Here is an 8674-nt window from a genome sequence, read left to right as displayed (position 1 = left end):
TGTATGATGTTGCCTGCACAGCCCGACGAGCCGAGCGGTCAGACCTCTGATGCTGTCAACCGCAACCTTTACCCGGATGTTGCGGCCGTCGGCGGACTTGTGCCGGCCTTGCGGCGGGTCGCCTCTGAAATGGGGTTCGACATCGGGCCCCTGTCGCAGGGGGAGGGGTCAGGAGGGTCGGCCCGAGCCAAGGCCGTGACGAAGCGGGGCACCTTCCTCGTTGCGGCCGACTCTCCGAGCGCCCGCCTGTTCCACATGACCGTCTGGGCGCCGGGTGCGGATCTCGGTACAGGCCGTACGGCAGATCTTTCGGCCGTGGCCAGTGCCGTACGGGCCTGGAACCGGGGCATGCCGTTGGGTGAGATGCGTGCCGCATGGCCGTTCATTGAATTTGAGGCGCTTGCCGAAGCCCACTTGGAGGGACATGCGGTGGTTACTGCCTGGCGCCTCATGCTAGAGAAGCACCCCGAGGTCGACCTGGTCGATGACGAACTGACCGAGGCTACCTATGCCGAGCGAAGGCTTCGCCAGTTGTTTCCGGTTGTCAGCCACGGGTGGCTCCACTTCAGCAGGACCACTCGCAAGCCCTTTTCGAATGACCTGCCGATGATTGGGCCCTTGGAGCAAGGATGGCGTGTGTATGGCAAAGATGGTTCCACTCTGGGTGATGCGGCATCGGCGGCTGACGCGGCCGCATTGGTGGTGGAGAATCTTCCCCGTGATTGCGGTCCAGCTTTTGAGGGACAGGCGTAGCGGTAATGGTTTGCCCCTCTTTCACACATCCGAATTGTCCTCCTTCCCGGGCAGTGCCCGGCCAGCGTGACCGCCGGGTGAGTGCGGCGTCTATGACGGCCAAGAGGCGTTGCGCAGACGTTGATTCTTCGACTGGTGGCGTATGTGCGGTCAGCGGCAGGGGTCAGCGCTCCATCGGGATGAGCCGATGCTCTCGGGGAAGCGGTGCCGCTGCTGGAGTGCGAGTCTCCATGCGAGATGATCAATAACGCTACTGGCGTTGGGTTTGGGGAGGCCGCCGCTCGACGAGTCCCCTCAGCGCGGCAAGGTGACCCGGTTGTGAGAAAGGATGATCACAGCCAAGTGAACGGCGCGGTGGGTGCGGTTATGTCATCGACGACCGCCGCACGGCAGGTGGAGGATTTCCGAACCGGAATGAACAGCACCTGTGGTGTGGGACGCCTGGAAGTCCGCATCCAGTGCAGCCCCCGCCGCGTTGGTTGACAGGAACCACGTCGAAGTAGTGGCCTACGCCACTGCGACTGCCTACCATCGATCACCGCAAGGTCGTTCACACTGACGCACGACCCACGCCGGGAGGCTCCTTTGCACCGCCTGCATCGCCGCCGTCGCACCGCGCTCTCCGTCTCCGCCGCGCTCCTGGCAGCGGCTCCGCTGCTGGCGGGCTGCGGGAGTGACACGCATCCCGGGGCGGCCGCCGTCGTCGACGGGGACCGGATCGAGGTGGCCGCCCTCCAGGCCCAGGTCAGGGACGTGCGCAGCGCCCAGGAGGCGTCGCCGCAGGCGAAGCAGCTCATCGAGGCCACCGGGGACCTGAACCGGGAGAAGCTGAACGGCATGATCTTCGACCGGGTGGTGGACAAGGTCGCCGCCGACAACGGGATCACCGCCAGCCGCAAGGAGGTCCAGGAGACCCGGCGGGCCGCCGCGGCGCAGAGCGGGGGCGAGGAGCAGCTCGCCGCGATGCTGCTCCAGCAGCAGGGCGTCGCGCCCGACGAGATCGACGCGGTGGTGCGGCGCAATGTGCTCATGAACAAGATCGCCGCCAAGCTGGGCGCCGGGAACACCCCGGAGGGGCAGCAGAAGCTGACCGAGGTGTTCGCCACCGCCTCCAAGGCGCTCGACATCGACGTGAACCCGCGGTACGGGACGTGGGACAACGACAAGATCCAGCTCGGCGAGTACAGCGCCCCCTGGCTCCGTCAGCCGGGCGGTCAGCGGCAGATGTAGGTTCGAGGGGTGAACGCCGACACCCCCGACACCCCCGGTACCGCCGACGACCCCGGACGGATCGTCCTCCTCACCGCCAGCCACCGCGTCGCCCCCGGGCTGCTGTCCTGGCCCGCGTGGCGGACGCTGCGCGGCGCCGGCCGGGTGCTGTGCGCCGACGAGGCGCACCCGCAGCTGCCGTACCTGCGCGAGGCGGGCGTCACCGTGGAGATCGCCGCGCCCACCGCGCGGGAGCTGGTGGACGCCTGCGCGGGCGGGAACACGGTGGTGGTCCTGGCGGCCGGCGAGGGTGACGGCGCCCTGACGGACGGGCTGGCCCGGATGGCGGGCTCCGGTCGGGTCGCGATGCCCGACCTGGAGCTGCTGCCCGGCTCGTACGACCTGCCGGGCGCCCGGCTGCTGGACCTGGTCGAGGTGATGGACCGGATCCGCCGCGAGTGTCCCTGGTCGTCGCGGCAGACGCACGAGGGCCTGGCCAAGTACGGCATCGAGGAGGCGTACGAACTCGTCGAGGCCATCGAGGACGGCGACCGCGACGAGCTGCGGGAGGAGCTCGGGGACGTCCTGCTCCAGGTGGTCTTCCACGCGCGGATCGCCGAGGAGCACGAGGAGGAGCCGTTCTCCGTCGACGACGTGGCGGGCACGATCGTCGAGAAGCTCATCCACCGCCACCCCCATGTCTTCGGCGACGAGCGCGCCGAGACGCCGGAGGAGGTCAAGGAGCACTGGCTGCGGACGAAGGCGATCGAGAAGCGGCGCGCGTCGGTGACGGACGGCGTCCCGCTCGGCCAGCCGGGCCTCGCCCTGGCGGCCAAGCTCGCGAGCCGGGTCCGCAACGCCGGTCTGGACGTCGCCCTCCCGTCCGGTGACGGCATCGGCTACGAGCTGCTGGCCCTCGCCGTACGGGCGGAGGCCGAGGGCGTCGACCCGGAGGCGGCCCTGCGCGCCGCGGGCCGCGCCTACCGGGACGCCATCCGCGCGGCGGAGGGGCAGGGCTCCTGACGGGTTAACGTCGGGGGCGTGACCGACCCGAACACCCCGCCCGAACTCTTCACCTGGGAGTTCGCCACCGACCCGTACCCCGCGTACGCCTGGCTCCGGGAGCACGCGCCCGTCCACCGCACCAGGCTGCCCAGCGGGGTGGAGGCGTGGCTGGTGACGCGGTACGCGGACGCGCGGCAGGCGCTGGCCGACCAGCGGCTGAGCAAGAACCCCGCGCACCACGACGAGCCCGAGCACGCCAAGGGCAAGACCGGCATCCCGGGCGAGCGCAAGGCCGAGCTGATGACGCATCTGCTCAACATCGACCCGCCGGACCACACCCGGCTGCGCCGGCTGGTGTCGAAGGCCTTCACGCCCCGGCGCGTGGCGGAGTTCGCGCCGCGTGTGCAGGAGCTCACGGACCGGTTGATCGACAATTTCGCTACAAAGGGGAGCGCGGACCTCATCCATGAGTTCGCCTTCCCGCTCCCCATCTATGCCATTTGCGACATGCTGGGCGTGCCCCGCGAGGACCAGGACGACTTCCGCGACTGGGCCGGGATGATGATCCGGCACGGCGGCGGGCCGCGCGGCGGGGTCGCCCGGTCGGTGAAGAAGATGCGCGGGTACCTCGCGGAGCTGATCCACCGCAAGCGCGAGAACCCGGGGGACGACCTGATCTCGGGGCTCATCAAGGCCTCCGACCACGGCGAGCACCTCACCGAGAACGAGGCCGCCGCGATGGCGTTCATCCTCCTCTTCGCGGGCTTCGAGACCACCGTGAACCTCATCGGCAACGGGGTCCACTCGCTGCTCCGCAACCCCGTCCAGCGCGAGCGCCTCCAGGCGTCCCTCGCCGCAGGTGAGCGGGGGCTGCTGGAGACCGGCGTCGAGGAACTGCTGCGCCACGACGGGCCGGTGGAGCTGGCCACCTGGCGGTTCGCGACCGAGCCGCTGACCATCGGCGGGGAGCGGATCGGCGCGGGCGACCCGGTGCTCGTCGTCCTCGCCGCGGCGGACCGGGACCCGGAGCGGTTCGCCGAGCCGGACACGCTCGACCTGGCGCGGCGGGACAACCAGCACCTCGGGTACGGGCACGGCATCCACTACTGCCTCGGCGCGCCGCTCGCGCGGCTGGAGGGGCAGACCGCGCTGGCGACGCTGCTGACCCGGTTGCCCGACCTCCGGCTTGCGGTGGATCCGGCCGATTTGCGGTGGCGGGGCGGGCTCATCATGCGTGGACTGCGCACGCTTCCGGTGGAGTTCACCCCGTTCGTCCCGTCCCGCGGCTGACGGTCCGTCATTTCTGTGATCTTCGCGTAATCTCCGGTGCATCGACTTGTGACTGACGTTCGAATGCCGCTACGTTCACCGTCACCTCAGCAGTCACGCGAAAGGCAGCACCGCATGCGCTCCGGGAACGGCCGGCACCGACGACCCCGTCAAGCCCCCGCCATCGTCGTCGCGGCAGGGGTGACCGGATCCGCCATCGCGCTCCCGCTGCTCGGCGCGGGTTCCGCGTCGGCGGCCGACGCCGCCACCTGGGACCGGGTGGCCGAGTGCGAGTCCGGCGGCATGTGGAGCGCCGACCTCGGCAACGGTTTCTACGGCGGCCTCCAGATGTCGCAGGAGACCTGGGAGTCGTACGGCGGCCTCGCCCACGCCGCCCGCCCCGACCTCGCCAGCCGCAGCGAGCAGATCCTGGTCGCCGAAAAGGTCTACGCCGCGACCGGAGTGAGGGCGTGGGAGACCTGCGCCCCCATCGCGGGCCTGGGCGGCGCCGCCGAGGCGACCGCCACCGACCCCACGACGGCCGCCCCGGCGGCCCCCGGGACGACGGACGCGCCCGACCCGGCCGAGACGCTGGAGGATCCGGCCGCGCCCGCGAAGCCCACGCCGTCGAAGCCGGCCGGGACCCCGCTGCCCGCCGAGCCCGCCCCGTCGGCGCCCGGCGCGCCGGCGAGCCCGGCCCCGGGCACCGGCAAGCACCGGGGCGAGGCCGCCAAGGAGGAGACTCCGGTGACGGAGCCGGCCGCTCCGGCCGACCCCACCGCCCCGGCCGACCCCACCGCCCCGCCCGTCCCGGGTGCCACGGCGGGTGACGGCGGCCTGGAGGCCACCGGCCCCGACGGGACCGGCGATTCGGCCACGGGGCGCGAAACGGACGGGCATCCCTCGCGCGGTGACGGGGCGACACGCGACCCGGGCAGCGTCGCGCCCGGCGCGTACACCGTCCGCCCCGGGGACAACCTCTCCGACATCGCGGAGGAGCAGAAGGTCCCCGGCGGCTGGCCGGCCCTCTACGAGGCCAACCAGGACACCGTCGGTGCCGACCCGGACCTCATCGTCCCCGGTCAGAGCCTGGAGCTGACGGCCGATCAGCCGTAGGTATCCGCCCCTATGTCCGCTTCTGTGTAAGTGAGACATGAATCTCTTCACACCGATCGGCGTTCCGGGAGCGACGGAACCGCACAATCCGCCCTTCACCTGCGTAAACGCCCGTCAAGGGCCGTCGCATAAGGGCGGATTGACCCCGATGTCCGTCTTTGAACTTCGGGAAGGTCTGTGTCTACGGTCGTGACCGCTCGCCACCGCGGGCCCCATCGACCGGAACGCCGAATCCTGCCGCCGGCCGTTGGGAACAGTCGTCGCTTCACGCGCCGGAGGCAGGAGCGGGGGACCCAAGGTACGTGCCGGGCCCGGCCATGGAGACATGGCACGGGGACGGCTTGGGGTGAAGCCGCGCGCACCACGGTGCCGCGCGGCCGGGCAGCTCACGCCCGAACCCGACAGCTCACCTCGCAGGCGTCGGTGAGGAGATGTCCCATGCTGTTCTCCGGCAAGGCCAAGCACCGTCGCCCCTCCAAGGCCGCCCGATTCGCCGCGTTCGCCGGCATCACCGGCGTCGCCGTCGCCGCCCCGCTGCTGGGCGCCACCTCCGCCTCGGCGGCCACCTCCGCCGAGTGGGACAAGGTCGCCCAGTGCGAGTCCGGCGGCGACTGGTCCATCAACACCGGCAACGGCTACTACGGCGGCCTCCAGTTCTCGGCGTCCACCTGGGCCGCGTACGGCGGCACCGCCTACGCCTCGACCGCCGACCAGGCCTCGAAGTCCCAGCAGATCGAGATCGCCGAGAAGGTCCTCGCCAGCCAGGGCAAGGGTGCCTGGCCGAGCTGCGGCGTCGGTCTGTCCGGCGCCTCCTACGACGGCGGCGCCGAGCAGGCCCAGCCGCAGCAGGAGCGCGAGGCCGAGCAGCCCACCACGCGCAGCGAGAAGCGCACCGCGCCGAAGGCCGCGCCCAAGGCCGAGGCCGCGCCGAAGGCCGAGTCCAAGAAGACCGTCACCACCCCGACCGGCAAGAAGGTCGAGAAGGGTGACGGCGAGTACAAGGTGAAGGCCGGCGACACCCTCAGCACCATCGCCGCCGAGAAGAAGGTCTCCGGTGGCTGGGAGAAGCTCTTCGAGCTGAACAAGGACATCGTCGACGACGCCGACCTGATCTACCCGGGTCAGCAGCTCCACCTGAGCTGACCCCGCACACCACCCCGGTCCGGCGCGCCCCTTCCCCCGTGCGTGCCGGGCCGGGGTCTTCCCGTTCGCGCGCCTGAGCGGCTCCGCGCACACGTGCGGTCGCGCGCTTGAGCGACCCCCCGCACACGCGAACTACTCGTCGGTAAGTTTCGTGGCGTTATGTCCGTGAAGCGGCCTCGTGAGCCCTTTTTCGTCCCAGGAGGCGGGCGTCGGCTGGTCACGGCTCCCGGGCCGGTTAGGCTCTTGCCGCAAGGCCGAAGAGACCCTGCACCGCATGCGTCACATTTTGCGTCACATCCCAGAAGGAGATGCTCGTGCCGTCCATCGACGTCGTCGTAGCCCGGGAAATCCTGGACTCCCGAGGCAACCCCACGGTCGAGGTCGAGGTCGGCCTCGACGACGGCAGCACCGGCCGTGCTGCCGTCCCGTCCGGTGCCTCCACCGGAGCGTTCGAGGCCCTCGAGCTCCGCGACGGTGACAAGGACCGCTACCTCGGCAAGGGTGTCGAGAAGGCCGTCCTCGCCGTCATCGAGCAGATCGGCCCGGAGCTCGTCGGCTACGACGCCACCGAGCAGCGGCTGATCGACCAGGCGATGTTCGACCTGGACGCCACCCCGGACAAGTCCTCGCTCGGCGCCAACGCCATCCTCGGCGTCTCCCTCGCCGTGGCGCACGCCGCCTCCGAGGCGTCCGACCTCCCGCTGTTCCGCTACCTGGGCGGCCCGAACGCGCACCTGCTGCCCGTTCCGATGATGAACATCCTGAACGGCGGCTCGCACGCCGACTCCAACGTGGACATCCAGGAGTTCATGATCGCCCCCATCGGCGCGGAGTCCTTCTCCGAGGCCCTGCGCTGGGGCGCCGAGGTCTACCACACCCTGAAGAAGGTCCTGAAGGAGAAGGGCCTCTCCACGGGTCTGGGCGACGAGGGCGGCTTCGCCCCGAACCTCGACTCCAACCGCGCCGCCCTCGACCTCATCCTCGAGGCCATCAAGCAGGCCGGCTACGCCCCGGGCAAGGACATCGCCCTGGCGCTCGACGTCGCCGCCTCCGAGTTCTACAAGGACGGCTCGTACGAGTTCGAGGGCAAGTCCCGCTCGGCCGCCGAGATGACGGACTACTACGCCGAGCTCGTGGACGCGTACCCGCTGGTCTCCATCGAGGACCCGCTGTTCGAGGACGACTGGGAGGGCTGGAAGGTCATCACCGAGAAGCTCGGCGCCCGCGTCCAGCTCGTCGGTGACGACCTGTTCGTCACCAACCCCGAGCGCCTGGCGCGCGGCATCGAGGAGGGCGCCGCCAACGCCCTGCTGGTCAAGGTCAACCAGATCGGCTCGCTGACCGAGACCCTGGACGCCGTCGAGATGGCCCAGCGCAACGGCTTCAAGTGCATGATGTCGCACCGCTCCGGCGAGACCGAGGACGTCACCATCGCCGACCTGGCCGTCGCCACCAACTGCGGCCAGATCAAGACCGGCGCCCCGGCCCGCTCCGAGCGCGTCGCCAAGTACAACCAGCTCCTGCGCATCGAGGAGATCCTCGACGACGCCGCCGTGTACGCGGGCCGCAGCGCCTTCCCGCGCTTCAAGGGCTGAGCCCACGGGCCGGCCACCAGCTCGGCCTCCGTACGTCCCCGGCCACGGTCCCGTACCGTGTCCGGGGACGTACGTACGTAACGGGCAAGGGGAGGCGGGTAGACAGATGGCCCGGGACCGGTTCTCCACCGCGACCAGGCTGCGGCTGCTCGGCGAGCAGACCGCCGCCCGTGTCTACCGCTCCCAGACCCGGCGCCAGGCCCGCCGCTCCCGGCTCACCGGCCGCGCGGCCTTCCTGGCGCTGGTCGTCTGCTCCCTGGTGGTGGCGCTGGCCTACCCGATGCGCCAGTGGGTCTCGCAGCGCGCCGAGATCGCCGACCAGGAACGGCTGGCGGCCGAGGCGAGCGAGCGCGTCGAACGGCTCCGCGACGAGAAGGCGCGGCTCCAGGACGACGCGTACGTCAGGCGCCTCGCGCGCGAGCACCTGCACTACGTACTCCCGGGGGAGACCGGCTACACGGTCATCGACCCCGACGCGGTGCGCCAGCGCCGCGACGACCAGGGCGCGGCCGACCGCCCCTGGTACTCCAATCTCTGGGACGGCGTGGACACCGCCGACCGCACCGACCGCGAGTAGAACCCAA

Annotated in this window: 8 protein-coding genes and 1 riboswitch; all 8 genes read left to right on the top strand. The window is 70.8% G+C overall.

Annotated features, from left to right (window positions below):
• Positions 1 to 3: 3 nt before the first annotated feature.
• The 8 genes from ACZ7LK_RS20320 (at position 4) to ACZ7LK_RS20285 (ending at position 8667) form a co-directional block, all read left to right on the top strand.
• Positions 4 to 753: a DUF6193 family natural product biosynthesis protein gene (locus ACZ7LK_RS20320; protein WP_471142374.1), complete on the top strand. Its 750-nt coding sequence runs from the start codon at positions 4 to 6 to the stop codon at positions 751 to 753.
• A gap of 594 nt (positions 754 to 1347) precedes the next feature.
• Positions 1348 to 1983 (top strand): SurA N-terminal domain-containing protein, encoded by a 636-nt coding sequence (locus ACZ7LK_RS20315; protein WP_392275316.1) that lies wholly within the window; start codon positions 1348 to 1350, stop codon positions 1981 to 1983.
• 9 nt (positions 1984 to 1992) lie between these two features.
• A complete protein-coding gene (locus ACZ7LK_RS20310) occupies positions 1993 to 2985 on the top strand; it encodes a nucleoside triphosphate pyrophosphohydrolase (RefSeq protein WP_471142372.1) in 993 nt (330 codons plus the stop codon).
• An 18-nt stretch (positions 2986 to 3003) separates the two neighbouring features.
• Positions 3004 to 4257, top strand: coding sequence for a cytochrome P450 family protein (locus tag ACZ7LK_RS20305; protein WP_469463413.1), 1254 nt, complete (start codon positions 3004 to 3006; stop codon positions 4255 to 4257).
• A gap of 180 nt (positions 4258 to 4437) precedes the next feature.
• The gene (locus tag ACZ7LK_RS20300) at positions 4438 to 5352 is read left to right on the top strand and encodes a transglycosylase family protein (RefSeq protein WP_392275217.1); all 915 of its coding nucleotides are present in this window, start codon (positions 4438 to 4440) and stop codon (positions 5350 to 5352) included.
• Positions 5353 to 5612: 260 nt separating this feature from the next.
• Positions 5613 to 5787, top strand: a riboswitch (cyclic di-AMP (ydaO/yuaA leader).
• Positions 5788 to 5790: 3 nt separating this feature from the next.
• Entirely contained in the window at positions 5791 to 6495 is a 705-nt protein-coding gene (locus ACZ7LK_RS20295; RefSeq protein ID WP_392275218.1) for a transglycosylase family protein, read from the top strand.
• 308 nt (positions 6496 to 6803) lie between these two features.
• A complete protein-coding gene (gene eno, locus ACZ7LK_RS20290; RefSeq protein ID WP_392275219.1) occupies positions 6804 to 8090 on the top strand; it encodes a phosphopyruvate hydratase in 1287 nt (428 codons plus the stop codon).
• A gap of 106 nt (positions 8091 to 8196) precedes the next feature.
• Entirely contained in the window at positions 8197 to 8667 is a 471-nt protein-coding gene (locus ACZ7LK_RS20285; protein WP_392275220.1) for an FtsB family cell division protein, read from the top strand.
• Positions 8668 to 8674: the final 7 nt, after the last annotated feature.

Source organism: Streptomyces sp. NPDC039423 (assembly GCF_055598725.1).
Note: the sequence above shows the minus strand (reverse complement) of the source record. Positions and strands in the feature narration are given on the sequence as shown.